Raw genomic sequence first — 18,634 nt, 5'->3', positions numbered from 1 at the left:
CTTACCCCAGTAATGGTATTTTTGTGGTGGCGAGTTTAATGATGATGTAAAGCACCACCAGGGCCAACAGAAAGGCAAACCACCGAATCTGTTGGCTGCGTGGGCGTTTGCCCAACACGATAAACCCTAAAACGATATAGATAATAACGCCAAATAGCTTCTCAGTCAGCCATGCACCTTGTGGCGTGAAGGGATAGAAATGCGTAATCATCACAAGAGCAACGCCGCTGACCAGCAACACGGTGTCATTCACATGCGGCACAATGCGCACCCAGCGCTTGTTTGACATGGCTGATTCGCGGTATTGCCACCAGTAGCGTAAAACGAACAGACTCACGGAAATGAAGACCGTCAGAATATGCAAATGCTTGAGCGCGAAGTAAGTTGCCATTTTGCTCAGTTCCTTATTTAGAAATAGCGTCCTACTGTCAGACGGTCATTTCCACCGTAATCCTGACAGCTTTGTATCTCGGTATATCCTGTTTGTGTAAACAATTCGCGAACTTGCGCAGCCTGAAGCCAGCCGTGTTCGAGCAATAACCAACCACCAGGCTCAAGAAAATTGCGAGCTGATTCCACAAGAACACGTAGATCAGCCAAACCGTGATTATCTGCCACCAGAGCGCTACGCGGTTCAAAACGAACATCACCCTGTGAAAGATGCGGGTCTTCCTCGTCGATATAAGGCGGGTTGCTGACTATCACGGAGAAACGTTGGGTATTGAGCGCACTAAACCAATTGCTTTGCAAGACCTTAACATTGGTTATTCCGAGGCGGCTCGCATTATCACGCGCAAGTTCTACCGCCTCAGGAATTAGATCAAGTGCTATCACTTCACAATCCGGGCGCTCGCTGGCAATCGCCAGAGCAATTGCTCCTGTACCCGTGCCTAAATCCAGCACGGAACATGCGGCTGCGGGCATCCTTGCGAGGGCTTGTTCGACAAGGCATTCCGTATCCGGGCGCGGGATAAGCGTCACTGGAGAGACACGCAGCGGCAGCGACCAGAACTCACGCTCGCCCACCAAATGCGCGATGGGCACCCCCTTCACACGGCGCGCCAGCAAAACATCCAACTGTTGCTGTTGCTGCGCGGTCAATTCGGTTTCACCGAATGCCAGAATAAAGGTTCGCGCTTTCCCGCAGACAAAACCCAGCAGGATTTCCGCATCACGACGCGGGCTTTCACTATCCTCAAGCTGGGCAATTGCCTGTTTTAACCAGTGTTGAAAATCCATTAGTCCTGCTCAGACAGCGCCGCTAATTGGTCTGCCTGGAACTCCTGCACGATAGGTTCAATAAGACCGTCGAGCTTACCTTCCATCACTTCATCCAGACGATATAAGGTCACGTTGATACGGTGGTCGGTTACGCGGCCTTGCGGGAAGTTATAAGTGCGGTTACGGTCTGAACGGTCACCACTGCCAAGCAGGTTACGACGCGTTGACGCTTCTTCCTGCTGACGTTTAGCCATTTCGGCGGCACGAATGCGTGAGCCCAACACCCCAAGCGCTTTCGCTTTGTTTTTATGCTGGGAGCGTTCGTCCTGGCACTCAACCACAATGCCAGTTGGCAAGTGGGTAATACGGATTGCCGAGTCGGTGGTGTTAACGTGCTGGCCGCCCGCACCCGAGGAGCGGAAGGTATCGATACGTAAATCACCAGGGTTGATATCTGGTAATTCCGCTTCAGGAATCTCTGGCATTACCGCAACGGTACACGCTGAAGTATGAATACGGCCCTGGGATTCGGTCGCAGGAACACGCTGTACGCGATGGCCTCCGGACTCAAATTTCAGACGACCATAAACACCGTCACCGCTGATTTTAGCGATCACTTCTTTGAAGCCGCCGTGCTCGCCTTCGTTGGCGCTAAGAATTTCGACTTTCCAGCGACGCGACTCCGCGTAACGGCTGTACATGCGGAACAAGTCACCAGCAAAAATTGCCGCTTCATCACCACCCGTACCAGCGCGCACTTCAACAAACGCGTTACGCTCGTCATCCGGGTCTTTTGGCAGCAACAACACTTGCAGTTGTTGTTCTAATTCTTCACTGTCGCTTTTGGCCTGGTTTAACTCTTCTTGCGCCATTTCGCGCATTTCTGGGTCATCGAGCATACTTTGTGCGGTTTCAATATCTTCCTGCACCTGGCGCCATTGCAGGAAGCAACGGGAAACGTCGCTTAACTGGGCGTATTCGCGGGACAACGCGCGGAAACGGTCCTGGTCGGCAATGGTGGATGCATCTCCAAGAAGCGCCTGAACTTCTTCATGGCGCTCTTGCAGGGCTTCTAGTTTGGCAACGATAGAAGACTTCATGGGCGGTGTTTCACCTTGTAATAAGAGTTTATTTGCTAATCCAGCCCGAGGCTGTTGCGCAGAATCTGCAGGCGTTCTTCATCCCCGTCACGGGCAGCCTGCGTGAGCGATTTGGTTGGTGCGTGGATCAGGCGATTGGTTAATTTCCACGCCAGATCCTGGAGAACGGTTTCGGCATCGGCACCCTGTTGAAGAGCGGCGATAGCTCTGGCAGCCAGGTCATCACGAACCTGTTCAGCCTGACTGCGATATTCACGGATGGTCTCTGTGGCACTTTGCGCGCGCAGCCAGGCCATAAATTCACTGCATTCCTGCTCAACGATAGTTTCGGCTTCAACTGCGGCAGCTTTGCGCTGCGCAAGATTGCTTTGAATGATCGCTTGCAGGTCATCAACGCTGTAGAGATAGGCATTCGGTAGTTTGCCGACTTCGGGTTCTACGTCGCGTGGAACGGCAATATCAACTAATAAAAGCGGCTGGTTACGGCGAGCTTTCAGGGCGCGTTCTACCATCCCTTTGCCAATAATAGGCAACGGACTGGCAGTGGAACTGATAATAATATCGGCTTCTTGTAACCTTGAATCGATGTCACTCAGGCTAATAACCTCTGCACCAACTTCATCTGCCAGTGCTTGAGCGCGTTCGCGCGTGCGGTTGGCGATGATCATTTTCTGGACATTGTGTTCGCGCAAGTGGCGTGCGGCCAGTTCAATTGTTTCACCCGCACCGACCAATAAAACAGTGACAGTCGATAAGGATTCAAAGATTTGACGTGCCAGGGTACAGGCCGCGAAGGCTACGGATACCGCACTCGCGCCGATCTCGGTTTCGGTTCGTACGCGCTTGGCAACCGAGAAGGATTTCTGGAACATGCGCTCCAGTTCGTTGGAAAGCGAATGTCCTTTCTGAGAGTCTGCGAAGGCTTTTTTGACCTGCCCTAAAATTTGCGGCTCGCCGAGCACCAAGGAGTCAAGACCGCTGGCAACGCGCATTAAATGCGTTACCGCTTCATTATCGTGATGCCAGTAAAGGCTTTTACGCACTTCCTCTTCTTCAAGGTTGTGGTAGTTACAAAGCCAACTCACTAGTTTTTCGTGGAGGTTTTCCTGCTCTTCAACACTCAGATATAGCTCGGTACGGTTACACGTCGACAGCACCACCCCACCCTGTACCATCGGCTGTTCGAGCAGGCTGTTCAACGCCTGGTCGAGCGAATCCGGCGAAAACGTAACACGTTCTCGCAACGATACTGGAGCTGTTTTATGGTTGATGCCAAGAGCTAAAAGGGTCATTGAGCGACTGTGAGTAACACCGATGTTGATAAGGATTAACTCGGCGCATCATACAGGATGCGCGCAGTCAATAAAAGGGAGCCACCCCTTGGGGAGTATCGTCGCAATTCATGATTTAAGACAACTTGAACGTAGACGACCTCGCTATGCGCCGCTAGCATAAACAGTTAACAACTAAAATTAATGAGAAGGATCCGTTGCCACTATGTTTATGACGAAAGCCCGTCTGCTGCGCCTTGCGCCACTGGCAAGCCTTGTTTTGGCTGCTTGTTCTATTCATCAACCAAGCGGTCCGGCAAAAAGTCCTGACTCTCCGCAATGGTTACAACACAAGCAACAAGTACAAAAAATCACCCAATACCAGACGCGTGGTGCGTTTGCTTATCTTTCCGATAGCCAAAAAGTATATGCGCGTTTCAACTGGCAACAGACTACGCCAGAACGCTATCGCTTGCTGCTGACTAACCCATTAGGCAGCACGGAGCTTGAACTGAATGCGCAACCGGGCGTTGTACAACTAACCGATCGCAATGGTAAAAAATACGTCGCTGATAACGCCGAAGAGATGATTGGCAAATTGACCGGGATGCCAATACCGCTCAACAGCCTGCGCCAATGGATTCTCGGCCTGCCAGGTGAGGCGACCGACTATAAAATCGACTCGCAATATCGCCTGAGTGAAATCAACTACACCCAAGACGGTAAAACCTGGAAAGTGGTTTACAGTGATTATGACGACAAGGTGCAGCCTGCCCTGCCATCTAATATGGAACTGCGCGAAGGGGACCAACGCATCAAACTCAAAATGGACAGCTGGACGGTTAAATAATGAGAAAGCGTTGGCCATCACCGGCAAAACTGAACCTTTTTTTGTATATCACGGGTCGTCGTGAGGACGGCTATCATAATTTACAAACTTTATTTCAGTTCCTCGATTATGGCGACACAATCACCATTGAGCCGAGAAACGATGGTCAAATTCGTCTTGCGACACCAATAGAAGGCGTGGCAGATGAAGAAAATTTGATTGTCCGCGCCGCCCGATTATTGCAAGACAGGGCATTACTGATGGGCACCTTACCACAAGGTGCTGGAGCCGATATCAGCGTTGAAAAACAGCTGCCAATGGGTGGCGGTTTGGGTGGTGGTTCGTCAAACGCGGCAACAGTTTTGGTGGCGCTTAACCATATCTGGAACACCGGCCTGACTGAAGATCAGCTCGCTGCATTAGGGGTGACTCTCGGTGCTGATGTACCGGTATTTGTTCGTGGGTTTGCCGCTTTCGCAGAAGGTGTTGGTGAGAAGCTTACGCCGGTTTCACCAGCGGAAAAATGGTACCTTGTTGCACATCCCGGAGTCAGTATCCCCACTCCGGTCATTTTTAAAGATCCTGAGCTACCACGAAACACCCCGATCAGATCAATTGACACGTTATTAAACTGTGAATTTGGTAATGATTGTGAGGTTATCGCAAGAAAACGTTTTCGTAAGGTTGATGAGCTGCTTTCCTGGCTGTTAGAATACGCGCCGTCGCGCCTGACCGGCACCGGCGCTTGTGTGTTTTCTGAATTTGACACCGAGGACGCTGCCCGCCAGGTGCTTAAGCAAGCCCCGGAATGGCTGCATGGGTTTGTTGCGCGAGGCGTTAATGTCTCCCCGCTGCATCAGGCCATATCCGGGCAAGCTGAGTATTGGTGACAACGTCACCTTGTTTCAGACGTTGCATCAAGCTCTTTATACACCGCCTGGATGGCGCTACCCCGTCCGCATAAGATGCGTTAGCACCATCCGCCACTGGACGCATGCCTGAGGTTTTTCTCGTGCCTGATATGAAGCTTTTTGCTGGTAACGCCACCCCGGAACTAGCACAACGTATTGCCAACCGCCTGTACACCTCACTTGGTGACGCCGCCGTCGGTCGTTTTAGCGACGGAGAAGTAAGCGTACAAATCAACGAAAATGTACGCGGTGGTGATATTTTCATCATCCAGTCCACCTGTGCACCAACGAATGACAACCTGATGGAATTGGTTGTTATGGTAGACGCCCTGCGCCGTGCTTCTGCAGGTCGTATCACCGCTGTTATCCCTTACTTTGGTTATGCTCGTCAGGATCGCCGTGTGCGTTCTGCACGTGTGCCGATCACCGCGAAAGTGGTTGCTGACTTCCTCTCAAGTGTTGGGGTTGACCGTGTTCTTACCGTGGACTTGCACGCAGAACAGATTCAGGGATTCTTCGATGTACCTGTAGATAACGTCTTCGGTAGCCCAATCCTGCTAGAAGATATGCTGCAAATCGGTCTGGAAAACCCAATCGTGGTTTCTCCAGATATCGGTGGCGTTGTGCGTGCTCGTGCTATCGCAAAACTGCTCAACGATACCGATATGGCTATCATCGACAAACGTCGTCCTCGCGCTAACGTTTCTCAGGTTATGCATATCATCGGTGATGTTTCTGGCCGTGATTGCGTACTGGTAGACGATATGATCGATACCGGCGGCACTCTGTGCAAAGCAGCTGAAGCCCTGAAAGAACGTGGTGCTAAACGTGTGTTTGCTTACGCAACTCACCCGATTTTCTCTGGCAATGCGGTTCACAACCTGCGTAACTCCGTTATCGACGAAGTTATCGTATGTGACACCATCCCACTGTCTGACGAAATCAAAGCACTGCCAAACGTCCGCACCCTGACTCTGTCCGGTATGCTGGCTGAAGCAATTCGTCGTATCAGCAATGAAGAATCAATCTCTGCGATGTTCGAGCACTAATAGAACTCGCATAAAAAAACCCGCTGCGGCGGGTTTTTTCTTTTTATAGCATGTAAAGCCACAAGGTAACTGGAGCTGTAGCAAGGTCGCTACGGCGCTAAGTAGTATGTAATTAAGTTTAGCCTCCTTCACCTGCCTTAATGACAGATGATGCGCTCACGGATGGAATCAAAGTGAAAAACGTATCTTCTTCTGTATTACCTTTCCGCGCTCTGGTAGACGCTTGTTGGCGCGAGAAATACACCTTTTCCCGTTTTAGCCGCGATGTTATTGCCGGTATCACCGTTGGGATTATTGCCATCCCTCTGGCGATGGCTCTGGCGATTGGCAGCGGCGTCGCCCCCCAGTACGGCCTATATACCTCGGCTATCGCCGGGATAGTTATCGCTTTAAGCGGCGGCTCACGCTTTAGCGTCTCCGGGCCGACCGCTGCGTTCGTCGTGATCCTCTATCCGGTTGCTCAACAGTTTGGCCTTGCCGGTTTGCTGATTGCGACACTGATGTCTGGCGTATTTCTTATCTTATTTGGTCTGGCGCGATTTGGCCGTCTGATTGAATACATCCCACTTTCTGTGACACTCGGTTTTACCTCCGGGATTGGGATTACCATCGCCACCATGCAGGTAAAAGATTTCTTTGGTCTGACGCTGGAACATGTGCCGGAACACTACCTGAATAAAGTGGCGGCGTTAGCCATGGCGATGCCAACGATTAATCTCGGTGATGCAGCGATTGGTGTGGTAACGCTCGCCGTGCTGATTCTATGGCCGCGTCTGGGTATCCGTTTGCCGGGCCATTTACCCGCGCTTTTGGCTGGCTGTGCGGTAATGGCGATCGTCCATGCCGCAGGTTTCGACGTGGCGACTATCGGCTCTCGTTTCCACTATGTTTTGGCTGACGGCACGCAAGGCAACGGCATTCCACAATTACTGCCGCAATTGATGCTGCCATGGAACATTCCTGACTCGAACTTTACCCTAAGCTGGGATTCACTTAGTGCCCTGCTTCCTGCTGCATTTTCCATGGCAATGCTCGGCGCGATTGAATCACTGTTGTGTGCCGTGGTGTTAGACGGCATGACCGGCACCAAACACAACGCCAACGGTGAACTAATTGGCCAGGGGCTGGGCAATATTATTGCGCCATTTTTCGGCGGGATTACGGCTACTGCGGCCATTGCGCGCTCGGCGGCAAACGTGCGCGCTGGTGCAACATCACCTGTTGCCGCAATTATTCATGCGCTGCTGGTAATTATGGCGTTGCTGGTGCTGGCCCCATTACTTTCATGGCTACCACTTTCCGCCATGGCGGCTCTGCTGCTGATGGTTGCGTGGAATATGAGTGAAGCACATAAAGTGCTGAGCCTGCTTAGGCGGGCTCCAAAAGATGACATCGTGGTAATGCTTATCTGTATGTCGTTGACGGTGCTGTTCGATATGGTCATCGCCATCAGTGTTGGGATTGTACTGGCATCGTTGCTGTTCATGCGCCGTGTCGCGCGTATGACGCGGCTCGCCCCTGTAAATGTCCATACACCGGAGGGCGTCCTGGCGCTGCGTATAACAGGTCCACTGTTTTTTGCCGCAGCTGAAGGATTATTCAATGACCTCGCCCAACGTGTTGAGCAAAACCAGCTGATCATTTTGCAATGGGATGCCGTGCCGGTGCTTGATGCTGGCGGCCTCGATGCGTTTCAACGCTTTGTAGAAAAATTGCCGGATGGCTGCGAATTGCGGGTGACTAATCTGGAGTTCCAGCCTCTAAAAACGCTAGCACGTGCTGGTGTTCAGCCGATTCCAGGTCGACTTGCTTTCTTCCCGGATATCCATGCGGCTCTGGCTGAATAAGATTTTTGCCAAAAAAAACGGTTCTTAACCAGAACCGTTTTCACTTCCAGACTTTTTAGCTGTGGCGATGATTATCATCACGGCGACAACGTTTATCAAAGTGGCGCACCCACCAATAACGGTCGCAAACTTGTTCATGCCCACCAACGCGCGCACCTGCCAGCCAAAGTACCGCACCAACAAATATGCTCAAAACAGCACCGTGGGCGAAATATTGCGGAAAGTTAAATTGAGGGAGTTGGTTTAAAATGGAGTAACCAACACCGCCCACCATGACGACAAGTCCCAAGCCCATGAAAAAATTGCCGAGTAATGAAGCGTTTTTGCGTTTCATAAGTCACCTCCGGGTGTTCCTGGGTCGGCGGGGGAAATCCCCATTCCTTGTGTGTAAAGTATAGACAACACCGCTTCGGATGATGTGCGTTAGCGATCACAATAACGAATGAAAAAGCTACAAAAGTTTACAAATAACTCGCTGAATAGCATCAAATTCTAATGGTTCATTCATTGAACTATTCAAGAATTCAATAGATGACACATTGGCTCTTTGTCATCACGTCTTGAGCGCAGTAAACTACGCGGCTCTGGTCTGTTTTCAGGAAATTAAACGTGAGTATTAAATTAATAGTTGGCCTGGCAAACCCAGGTGCGGAGTATGCGGCTACCCGCCATAACGCTGGTGCCTGGTATGTGGATTTGCTGGCTCAGCGCCACAACCAGTCGCTTAAAGAAGAAAGTAAATTCTTCGGCTACACGGCGCGCATAAACCTTGCCGGAGAAGACGTTCGCCTGTTAGTGCCAACCACGTTTATGAACCTTAGCGGTAAAGCGGTCGGCGCGATGGCGACCTTTTTCCGCATTGCCCCCGATGAAATTCTGGTCGCACATGACGAACTGGATCTCCCACCTGGCGTTGCGAAATTTAAGCTCGGCGGTGGCCATGGCGGACACAATGGTCTGAAAGACATCATTAACAAATTGGGTAATAACCCAAACTTTCACCGCTTACGTGTCGGAATTGGCCATCCGGGTGATAAAAACAAAGTTGTCGGGTTTGTATTAGGTAAACCGCCACTTAGCGAGCAGAAGCTGATTGATGAGGCGGTAGACGAAGCGGCACGTTGCACAGAAGTTTGGCTAAAGGAAGGGTTAACTAAAGCCACTAATCGGCTGCATACCTTTAAGGCACAACCCTAGTCTGAACAGTGGTCAATAAGGATTTCTGCGCCCGTTATATGCCGTTTGCGTGTATAATGGGGAAAGTTATGATCATTTTATCAATGAGACAACATCAACTCATTGAATATCAAGTAATTAAGGTGAATTAAACCATGGGATTCAAATGCGGTATCGTCGGCTTGCCGAACGTTGGTAAATCAACCCTGTTCAACGCGCTCACCAAGGCGGGAATCGAAGCAGCAAACTTCCCGTTCTGTACCATTGAGCCGAACACTGGTGTAGTACCAATGCCGGACCCACGTCTGGATAAACTGGCCGAGATCGTAAAACCACAGCGCATTCTGCCAACTACCATGGAATTCGTTGATATCGCTGGTCTGGTGAAAGGCGCCTCCAAAGGTGAAGGCCTGGGCAACCAGTTCCTGACCAACATTCGTGAAACCGAAGCAATCGGCCACGTGGTGCGTTGTTTTGAAAACGACAACATCATTCACGTGAATAACAAAGTCGACCCGGCTGACGATATCGAAGTAATTAACACTGAGCTGGCGCTGTCTGACCTCGACACCTGCGAACGTGCTATTCACCGTGTGCAAAAGAAAGCTAAGGGCGGCGATAAAGACGCAAAAGCTGAATTGGCTGCGCTGGAAAAATGTCTGCCACAGCTCGAGAATGCCGGTATGTTGCGTGCGCTTCCTCTGACTGAAGAAGACAAAGCCGCTATCAAATACCTGAGCTTCCTGACGTTGAAACCAACCATGTACATCGCAAACGTCAACGAAGACGGTTACGAAAACAACCCATACCTCGACAAAGTACGTGAAATTGCCGCCGCCGAAGGTTCTGTGGTTGTTGCAGTGTGTGCAGCAGTTGAGTCTGACATTGCTGAACTCGACGATGCTGACCGTGACGAATTCATGGCAGAAATGGGCCTGGAAGAACCCGGTCTCAACCGCGTTATCCGCGCGGGTTACGAGTTGCTAAACCTGCAAACATATTTCACCGCTGGCGTGAAAGAAGTTCGTGCATGGACTATCCCTGTTGGTGCAACTGCCCCACAAGCTGCAGGTAAAATCCACACTGACTTCGAGAAAGGCTTCATCCGCGCACAGACCATCGCGTATGAAGACTTCATCACCTACAAAGGTGAGCAAGGTGCGAAAGAAGCCGGCAAGATGCGTGCAGAAGGTAAAGACTACATCGTTAAAGATGGCGATGTGATGAACTTCCTGTTCAACGTCTAAAATAGCTTCTGTTGTCTCATGAGATTTCATTGAATCTCATGAGGACCGACAAATCCCATAAAATCCACGCAATTGCGTGGATTTTTTATTTAATCGTATCTTAGATGATATCGAAAAAGCACATTAAAGATGAGTATAACAACGGTATCGATAATGAGGGGTTTAATATCCCCCCATTGCCCCCCGCCGTCTTATACTTTTCCGATAATAGTATTAGTATTTTTGATATACATTATTAGAACCATTCCCGCAGCCAGAAGATGCCAGAGATATTCACCATCGCTTGCGCCGGACAGTGTCTGGCTAAACAACATCACACTGGTAACAAATAGAGACGCCACAGCACTTTTCATTAGCCACGGACGGGCATTAGCATCCGTCAGAAACTCCAGTTTCAGAATAGAAGCAATAATGAAGAGGAAAGGAAGACACTGAAGAATAATCAAAACAGGGAAAAGTGCATCAAATAGCGGACTTAATGCAACATGGGCAACCTGACTCTTATCCCAGGTTCCAACGATGTACTCCTTCCAACCTGCCCAGGTATCCCCATGGTAAGCCGTCTCAGGCGAGATGAGACCGTTGAAAATGCCACAAACCTTATCAATGAACCCGTTTTTAAACCAAAAAATACCAAGGAAAATTTGTACCGGGATAATGTGAAAAGAGAGTTTTTTAAACATATAGATAACATCCTCGCAATACAGATAGAGTGCAGTTAAAGTAATGGCTGGATATTTTTATAAAATAAAAATGCATTAAAGCAGGAGTTCATCCTGAATATTAAGCATACGCTCTTCGAAATTTTAAATACATTATGTGCAATAGGTAAAAATAGACATTATTTCATTCGAGCAATAGATAAAACTGCACATTAGTAAAACGGATATAAATACAACATCGTTGCAAATATTTAAGTAATGCCAAATGTTATTTTGATGTAACATAACGTTCATATGAAAGATAAATCCTCGTACAGAATATGTAACTCCGTCCATTTAATTTCGGTGTAAATTAATATGAATATGGAGCGATGATTATATTGGGAGTAATATCACATCAATTCATCATACAAATGGTTCATCATGAAATTCCGCACACCCTCTCTCCTGGTTATTGGACTCCTGGCCTCACATTCTTCATTCGCCTCAACATTCACTCTCCCTTCTGACGGCAGTCGTTTGGTTGGGCAAAATACTGTTGAGCAAATCCCTTCCCACAACCAGCAGCCGTTGGAAAATTTTGCAGTTAAGTACCATGTGGGTTTAAGCAATATGCTGGAAGCGAATCCAGGTATTGACCCCTGGTTGCCGCAATCGGGAAGCGTTGTCACTTTCCCTCTGCAAGTGATTCTGCCTGATACGGTACATGAGGGAATCATCATTAATACTGCTGAAATGCGGCTTTACTATTACCCGCAAGGCAAGAATGTGGTTGAGATTTTCCCGGTGGGTATAGGTCAGGTTGGCCACGATACACCTGAACAATGGGTCACAAGCGTACAACGTAAAAAAGCAGGCCCAACCTGGACTCCTACGCCGAATGAAAGGGCTGAGTTTGCAGCAGAAGGCCAAATATTACCGGCGGTTGTTCCTGCTGGGCCAGAAAACCCGATGGGTTTATATGCGATGTATATCGGTAATCTTTTTGCGATTCATGGTACAAACGCAAACTTTGGGATTGGCCTGAGAGTCAGCCACGGTTGCGTTCGTTTAAGGGCCGATGACTTGAAAAAACTCTTTAATGAAGTCCCTGTTGGTACTCGTGTTGAATTGATTAACGAACCGGTGAAAGCCACTGTTGAGCCAGATGGTTCTCGTTATGTTGAGGTTCATAACCCACTGTCTTCAAATGAAGCAGAATTTAACACGGCAACCGTATCACCTCTTCACCTGTCTCAGAAAATTGAATCCGTCTTACAGGATAAACAGGTGCAACATGACGTTGTGGATAAAGCATTGGCAATGCGCGCAGGCTTGCCTGTACAAATTAACATCACAAATTAAATCTTATCAGGACTGATAAAAAGGTTGGTCGGCAGAAAAGGTGGCGTTGATGTTGTTAATTATACCAACACCCACCTTTCTGTTATATTTTGTTGCACTTCACCTTAAAACAACACACCTGTCTTAATTATGTTTCTTTTGTGCGCCTGAATGTTTCAGATAAATTTATTCAGAATTAGCGATGTTGCTTTTTTGTTTTTATTATTCTTGATTAAGTCTCTTACTCACATTGCATATAGCCTTTTTGAATATGGCTTCTGGCTACTGATTTGGCACATTTGCATAAGAAAATAATTAGGAATATATATCTCTACAAATTCAGAGAGTCAGATATTTAACAAAGTGAGAGTAAAATGCGATACACCCACCTTTCCGGGCAATCCCTGCTTAGCAATACTACCTTTAATAAGGGAAGCGCATTTAGTAACAGTGAGCGTAATGAATTTAACTTACATGGACTTATCCCCACAATTGTCGAAACAATAGACGAACAAAGCGACCGGATACGCTTCCAGCTAAATAATTTCATTACTGATGAAGATAAGCATATTTTTTTGCGTAACTTGCAAGATACAAATGAGGTGCTTTTTTATCATTACATCACATCTGATATCGAAGCTTCACTGCCATTAATTTATACGCCAACGGTTGGTTATGCCTGCCAGCACTTTTCGGAAATCTGGCGTAAAAACCGAGGAGTATTTATTGCCTGGGAGGACCGAGACAATATTGAAAGCATTCTTCGAAATGTTCTTAGCGATGATATAAAAATTATTGTGGTTACAGACGGTGAGAGAATTCTCGGTTTAGGCGACCAGGGCATTGGTGGAATGGGTATTCCTATTGGGAAATTATCTTTATACACGGCTTGCGGCGGTATAGACCCGCACCAGTGTTTACCCGTAATGCTCGATGTCGGGACTAATAATAAAGAACTGCTAAGTAATCCATTATATATGGGAGCCCGCCACGCACGCATTTCTGATACGGAATATTTTGAGTTCATTGATATTTTTGTGTCAGCAATTGAGCGCCGTTGGCCAGGAGTGTTGTTGCAGTTTGAGGATTTTGCACTACAACATGCAACGCCATTGTTGAAAGAATACCAGGATAAGTTATGTTGCTTTAATGATGATATCCAGGGAACAGCGGCTGTAGCATTAGGCTCTATTCTCGCAGCCTGTCTGCGTAATAAAATATCACTTTCCGAGCAACGTATTATGTTCGTTGGGGCTGGGTCTGCTGGTTGTGGCATTGCCGAGCTCATTGTATCAGCACTTAAGGCTGATGGTATTGATGAGGAAATCGCCAGAAGTCATATATTTCTTGTCGACAAAGATGGTCTGGTATTAAAAGACACCCCTGCATTAACTGATTTCCAGTATCGACTGGCTCATGCAAGAGAAAACTTAACATTTGCCCCTGATGGCAAAAATATTGCGGCGCTGGTTAATTGCATCCAACCATCGATATTAATTGGGGTATCTGGTGTACCAGGCCTGTTTACGGAAGAAGTTATCAAATCGATACATTCTTGCACTTCCACGCCAATTATTTTCCCGTTGTCGAATCCAACATCACGCGTTGAGGCTGAACCTGTCGATATTATCAAATGGACCGAAGGTAACGCAATCATTGCAACAGGCAGTCCATTCGCGCCGGTTATCTACAATGGTAATAAACACATTATTTCTCAATGCAATAATTCTTATATCTTCCCGGGTCTTGGGTTGGGTGTTTTACTCTCAAATGCGAAACGTGTAACCGAAAGTATGTTCCTGGCAGCCAGTAAAGTCCTTGCACAATCATCGCCTATGCTCAAAGACCCGCATGGAGCATTATTACCTGAGCTTACAAAGATTCATGAAATATCTAAAAAAATCGCCATTGCCGTTGCGCTTGCAGGTGCTGAAGATGGCGTTGCTACCAGCATGGGAATTTATGAATTAGAAGAAAAATTAGAGAAGATATTTTGGAAACCGGAGTATCAGGGTTACAAGCGTATTTCATTCTGACTGATTGTCCCTACTCCATTTTTTGAGTAGCCATAAAAAATCCGGAAATGTTTAGCATCTCCGGATTTTTATTAAGCTACCTCCCCAGCGAACATCTGGTTTTAATCATATAAAATCGCATTTGGCGGTGGAGGTGTAGCTTCATAGCGCGAGGGAGATACGCCAAATAATTGGCGGAATGCATAGGTATAAGCCGACGTACTACCGTAACCCAGCATTAGCGCAATCTCGGTCACACTGCGCGACTGGCGTAGTAAAATAATTGAATGCAGTAAACGATGCCGTTGTTTCCAGTTGCTGAACGTTATCCCGGTTTCTTTAATAAAATGCCGTGAAAAAGTACGTGGCGACATTCCTATCCGCTCGGCCCACTCTTCCATTAAATGGGGTAAATCGGGTGATTCGCTGATCACCTGGCACATTTCCAGCAACGCCGGTGCCGTAGGCCAGGTCATGGCAAAGCCTGCGGCCGGGAGATCGTTTAGCACATCGATCAATGTGGAAACCAGCCGTCCTTCTTTGCCATCGGCATCATAAAACTCAGGGATAGTCTGCGTAGCGTGGTGGATAAAACTGCGAGCAAAATCAGAGACTGTCACTAACTTCAGTTCGGCTTTAAACCCCGTGGCCGCGTAATAGTCAGGGTCGATATCCAGGTTTTCCAGCATCACTTCACTGGCAGTTTGCACCTGATGAGGCATAAATGCCGGTATCCATAATCCATAGCAGGCAGGAATAATGTATGAATTATTCTCCACGGAAATGTATAGGGAGCCTTCACGGGCGTAGTGAAACTGAATGAAAGGATGAGAATGCAGTTCTGATTGCACGTTTTCCGCCAGCATAAACGAACGGAAGAAAACAGGACGAGCAAGTTTAGCCCCTGTTACATCGCCCGTGTAGCGGAATGAGTGCAATACCTTTTTTGTTTTAACCATCTGACTTACCTAAATTGACGCTTGATCGACACAACTTGGCATCCCTTCATGATACACAAACCTTCTTAGCTGCGATAATTAATTCATCAGCCCAGTCAATGAGTAACCAAAAATCAATAAAGTAGTAACATGCAATAATTAATCGCACCCAGAATAAAGCGTTGATTGACATCGCCATTAGTTTAGCCAATAAAAAATCAGAGGTATTTAGAATAAGTCACTCTACTATTTATAAAATAAATAGTTAGCATGAGCTAATTATTTATATCGCAGCAGTCAATCAATAACAAATTTAAATATTTGTTATTCAATCTTTCTTTTAACGAAACATAAATGAGTTCAGATAGTCGAGTAGAAATTTAGCTTAGGCTTTTAATGAGGATGAGATATGAGTGTTGAAGTTGAAAGTGCACCCGTCGTACGCAAAGACAACTGGTATCGGATTGCAGAAGATCTTGTGAACCAGGCTGATGTCCGTTTTAACGGCAGCCGCCGCTGGGATATTCAAGTACACAATCCTGACTTTTATAAACGTGTTTTGCAGGAAGGTTCTATTGGCCTTGGTGAATCCTACATGGAAGGTTGGTGGGATTGCGCCGCGCTGGATGTTTTATTCGAGAAAATCCTTCGTGCAAAACTCGATGAGAAAGCACCAAAAAACTTCAGGGATTTAGCCCGTGTCGCGGGTATGCGCTTATTTAATTTACAGACACGTAAACGCGCCTGGATTGTTGGCAAAGAACATTACGATATCGGCAATGATCTGTTTGCAAAAATGCTCGATCCGTATATGCAGTATTCCTGCGGCTACTGGAAAGATGCAACCAACTTGCGTCAGGCGCAAGAAGCCAAATTGAAAATGTTATGTGAAAAATTGCAGCTTCAGCCCGGTATGAAACTGCTGGATATTGGCTGCGGTTGGGGCGGTTTGGCACAGTACGCTGCAGAACATTACAATGTTCATGTTACCGGTGTGACCATTTCCGCAGAACAGCAGAAAATGGCACAGGAGCGTTGCACCTGGCTGGATGTGTCCATCAAGCTAATGGATTATCGCGATCTCGACAGCCATTTTGATCGTATCGTTTCCGTCGGGATGTTCGAGCATGTTGGGCCAAAAAATTACGACACCTATTTTGAAGTGGTGAACCGCTGCCTTAAACCGGACGGAATGTTCCTGCTACACACTATTGGTGCGAATAAATCAGATACCAACGTTGATCCATGGATTAACAAATATATATTCCCTAACGGCTGCCTACCTTCTGTAAAACAAATAGCCAGCGCCTCAGAACCCCATTTCGTCGTCGAAGACTGGCACAATTTCGGTGCAGATTATGACCTGACATTAATGGATTGGCACCAACGGTTTAATCTTTTCTGGCCAGAGATACAGGACAATTACAGCGAATCGTTTAAACGCATGTTCAATTATTACCTCACATCTTGTGCAGGAGCTTTCCGTGCCCGCGACATTCAGCTGTGGCAAGTTTTATTTAGCCGTGGTGTAGAAGGTGGGATGTATGTTTATCGCTGATATTGGCTATAACCTTAACCGCAAATTAATTTCGATAATATAACTGCTATTTTTATTATCAGTATTAAATGATTTAGTTATTAATTTAAGGATTTTGTATGTCACAACAGTTATTCACCTCAGAATCTGTTTCTGAAGGGCATCCTGACAAAATAGCCGACCAAATATCTGATGCTATTCTCGATGCCATTATTGGACAAGATCCCAGAGCGCGCGTGGCCTGTGAAACGCTGGTAAAAACCGGCATGGTTTTGGTGGGGGGAGAAATTACCACCGACACGTGGGTGGATATAGAAGAGATTGTGCGCCGCACGATCCATGACATCGGCTATAACAGCTCAGAAATGGGGTTTGATTCCCACACTTGCGCCGTTTTAAGTGCGATTGGTAAACAGTCTCCCGATATAAATCGTGGAGTAGATCGTGAAGATGAAGCAAATCAAGGTGCAGGCGATCAAGGGCTTATGTTTGGTTATGCATCCAACGAAACCGATGCGCTAATGCCCGCTCCTATTACCTTTGCTCACCGTTTAATGGCACGCCAGGCTCAGGTGCGGAAGAGCGGTTTATTACCCTGGTTAAGACCAGATGCGAAAAGTCAGGTTACCTTTGCATATGAGAATGGCAAAATCACCGGTATTGATACCGTGGTTATTTCCACTCAACACAGTGAAGCAGTCACCCAGCAAACCCTACGTGAAGGCGTGATGGAAGAGATCGTTAAGCCTGTTTTACCGCCTGAGTGGCTGACGCGCGATACCAAATATTTTATTAACCCAACCGGCCGATTCGTTATTGGTGGGCCAATGGGTGACTGTGGGTTGACGGGCCGCAAAATTATTGTTGATACCTACGGCGGTATGGCGCGTCACGGCGGCGGTGCATTTTCCGGTAAAGATCCGTCTAAAGTTGATCGCTCAGCCGCATATGTTGCACGCTATGTCGCTAAGAATATTGTTGCCGCCGGGTTAGCTGATCGCTGTGAGATTCAGATTTCTTATGCCATTGGTGTTGCGGACCCCACCTCAATAATGGTGGAAACCTTCGGTACTGGAAAACTGGATAATGAAAAACTGATTATGATTATTCGCGAGTTTTTCGACCTCCGCCCACATGGGTTAATCCGCTCGCTGAATTTGCTGCAACCGATATATCAGCAAACAGCGGCCTACGGTCATTTTGGACGTGATATTTTTAGCTGGGAACAGACCGACAAAGCTGACCTGCTGCGCCGCTTCCTTTAAGTTTTCACGCTCTATAGGGCCAGTTTTTTAGCGCGAATTAATTCTCATAGAGAACAGTTAACATCAGGAAATCCACGCTTTTGCGTGGATTTTTTTTTCATTCACTCAGACTGCGGCATTTCCATTTCATATAAAAGTCACTCGAACACCTCTGGATATATATTGCACAAGTAATTTTAGTTAAGTAATTAATAAACTCCAGAGAGTGCGAGATGAACCACCGACCCGGCACTGTTTGCCAAT

General features: G+C 47.4%; 17 protein-coding genes. 10 read left to right on the top strand and 7 right to left on the bottom strand.

The window, feature by feature from the left end; translation table 11 throughout:
- Window position 1 precedes the first annotated feature (1 nt).
- Genes sirB2 through hemA form a run of 4 tightly spaced genes read right to left on the bottom strand, consistent with a single transcriptional unit; the run spans window position 2 to window position 3,613 of the window.
- Complete coding sequence (sirB2, locus tag GC128_RS19385) at window positions 2-391, bottom strand: invasion regulator SirB2 (protein ID WP_151995666.1); 390 nt, start codon at window positions 389-391, stop codon at window positions 2-4.
- Between the two features lie 17 nt (window positions 392-408).
- Window positions 409-1,239, bottom strand: a complete 831-nt coding sequence (gene prmC / locus GC128_RS19380) for a peptide chain release factor N(5)-glutamine methyltransferase (protein ID WP_151995665.1) — start codon at window positions 1,237-1,239, stop codon at window positions 409-411.
- Complete coding sequence (prfA, locus tag GC128_RS19375; RefSeq protein WP_151995664.1) at window positions 1,239-2,321, bottom strand: peptide chain release factor 1; 1,083 nt, start codon at window positions 2,319-2,321, stop codon at window positions 1,239-1,241. The genes prmC and prfA overlap by 1 nt, the downstream gene beginning before the upstream one ends.
- A 35-nt stretch (window positions 2,322-2,356) precedes the next feature.
- Complete coding sequence (hemA, locus tag GC128_RS19370) at window positions 2,357-3,613, bottom strand: glutamyl-tRNA reductase (protein ID WP_151995663.1); 1,257 nt, start codon at window positions 3,611-3,613, stop codon at window positions 2,357-2,359.
- A gap of 205 nt (window positions 3,614-3,818) precedes the next feature.
- Here hemA and lolB point away from each other — a divergent pair, with 205 nt between their 5' ends.
- From lolB to dauA, 4 genes are all read left to right on the top strand, one after another.
- Entirely contained in the window at window positions 3,819-4,442 is a 624-nt protein-coding gene (gene lolB, locus GC128_RS19365; RefSeq protein ID WP_134182999.1) for a lipoprotein insertase outer membrane protein LolB, read from the top strand.
- Entirely contained in the window at window positions 4,442-5,311 is an 870-nt protein-coding gene (gene ispE / locus GC128_RS19360; protein WP_151995662.1) for a 4-(cytidine 5'-diphospho)-2-C-methyl-D-erythritol kinase, read from the top strand. Before lolB ends, ispE begins: the two co-directional genes overlap by 1 nt.
- A gap of 122 nt (window positions 5,312-5,433) precedes the next feature.
- On the top strand, window positions 5,434-6,381 hold the full coding sequence (prs, locus tag GC128_RS19355) for a ribose-phosphate diphosphokinase (protein WP_008454180.1): 948 nt from the start codon (window positions 5,434-5,436) through the stop codon (window positions 6,379-6,381).
- A 140-nt stretch (window positions 6,382-6,521) separates the two neighbouring features.
- Window positions 6,522-8,228, top strand: a complete 1,707-nt coding sequence (gene dauA / locus GC128_RS19350; RefSeq protein WP_151995661.1) for a C4-dicarboxylic acid transporter DauA — start codon at window positions 6,522-6,524, stop codon at window positions 8,226-8,228.
- A gap of 55 nt (window positions 8,229-8,283) precedes the next feature.
- Here dauA and ychH read toward each other — a convergent pair whose 3' ends face one another.
- Entirely contained in the window at window positions 8,284-8,562 is a 279-nt protein-coding gene (gene ychH, locus GC128_RS19345; RefSeq protein ID WP_151995660.1) for a stress-induced protein YchH, read from the bottom strand.
- Between the two features lie 275 nt (window positions 8,563-8,837).
- On the opposite strand from ychH, the gene pth reads away from it, so the two are divergent.
- Together pth and ychF are read left to right on the top strand one after the other, a co-directional pair.
- On the top strand, window positions 8,838-9,425 hold the full coding sequence (gene pth, locus GC128_RS19340; protein ID WP_151995659.1) for an aminoacyl-tRNA hydrolase: 588 nt from the start codon (window positions 8,838-8,840) through the stop codon (window positions 9,423-9,425).
- Between the two features lie 134 nt (window positions 9,426-9,559).
- A complete protein-coding gene (gene ychF, locus GC128_RS19335) occupies window positions 9,560-10,651 on the top strand; it encodes a redox-regulated ATPase YchF (RefSeq protein ID WP_064518423.1) in 1,092 nt (363 codons plus the stop codon).
- Between the two features lie 191 nt (window positions 10,652-10,842).
- Here ychF and GC128_RS19330 read toward each other — a convergent pair whose 3' ends face one another.
- Window positions 10,843-11,334, bottom strand: coding sequence for a hypothetical protein (locus tag GC128_RS19330; protein ID WP_151995658.1), 492 nt, complete (start codon window positions 11,332-11,334; stop codon window positions 10,843-10,845).
- A 402-nt stretch (window positions 11,335-11,736) separates the two neighbouring features.
- On the opposite strand from GC128_RS19330, the gene GC128_RS19325 reads away from it, so the two are divergent.
- Window positions 11,737-12,657, top strand: a complete 921-nt coding sequence (locus tag GC128_RS19325) for a L,D-transpeptidase family protein (protein WP_151995657.1) — start codon at window positions 11,737-11,739, stop codon at window positions 12,655-12,657.
- A 353-nt stretch (window positions 12,658-13,010) separates the two neighbouring features.
- Entirely contained in the window at window positions 13,011-14,672 is a 1,662-nt protein-coding gene (locus GC128_RS19320) for an NAD-dependent malic enzyme (RefSeq protein WP_151995656.1), read from the top strand.
- 101 nt (window positions 14,673-14,773) lie between these two features.
- On the opposite strand, the gene GC128_RS19315 is transcribed toward GC128_RS19320, so the two are convergent.
- Complete coding sequence (locus GC128_RS19315; RefSeq protein ID WP_151995655.1) at window positions 14,774-15,610, bottom strand: AraC family transcriptional regulator; 837 nt, start codon at window positions 15,608-15,610, stop codon at window positions 14,774-14,776.
- 388 nt (window positions 15,611-15,998) lie between these two features.
- Between GC128_RS19315 and cfa the strand changes: the two genes are divergently transcribed.
- Both cfa and metK read left to right on the top strand, forming a co-directional pair.
- A complete protein-coding gene (cfa, locus tag GC128_RS19310; protein ID WP_151995654.1) occupies window positions 15,999-17,147 on the top strand; it encodes a cyclopropane fatty acyl phospholipid synthase in 1,149 nt (382 codons plus the stop codon).
- A 98-nt stretch (window positions 17,148-17,245) separates the two neighbouring features.
- The gene (gene metK, locus GC128_RS19305; RefSeq protein WP_151995653.1) at window positions 17,246-18,391 is read left to right on the top strand and encodes a methionine adenosyltransferase; all 1,146 of its coding nucleotides are present in this window, start codon (window positions 17,246-17,248) and stop codon (window positions 18,389-18,391) included.
- Window positions 18,392-18,634 lie beyond the last annotated feature (243 nt).

Source organism: Buttiauxella massiliensis (genome assembly GCF_902500225.1).
Lineage (GTDB): Bacteria > Pseudomonadota > Gammaproteobacteria > Enterobacterales > Enterobacteriaceae > Buttiauxella > Buttiauxella massiliensis.
This window is presented reverse-complemented; position numbering and strand designations above follow the sequence as displayed.